The following is a 236-nucleotide window of genomic DNA, read 5'->3' on the forward strand; positions in this document are numbered from 1 at the left end:
CGCCAGTATGACACCAACGGCTTCCCTGTGGACCAGACGGCAGACGTGTGCCGCGAGCGCAACAACAAAGTTGACGAATCCGGCTTTGAAGCCGCAAAGGAAGAGCAGCGTCGTCGCCCGCGCGAGTCAAACCCTTTTTGCGCAGAAAACAAAAACAAGAAACGCCTGGAAAATGCGGATGAATTTAAAGGCAAATAGGAAAAGCACACCTCAGAACACCAGTAACTCCACAACCC

The 236-nt window shown here is 52.5% G+C and carries 1 pseudogene; it reads left to right on the plus strand.

The annotated features are described in order from the left end of the window. A pseudogene (locus ACR6JA_RS22605) lies at positions 1-192 on the plus strand (alanine--tRNA ligase-related protein); the annotation flags it as partial. Between the last annotated feature and the right edge of the window lie 44 nt (positions 193-236).

The sequence above is a fragment of the Cedecea sp. B1(4) genome, assembly GCF_059414925.1.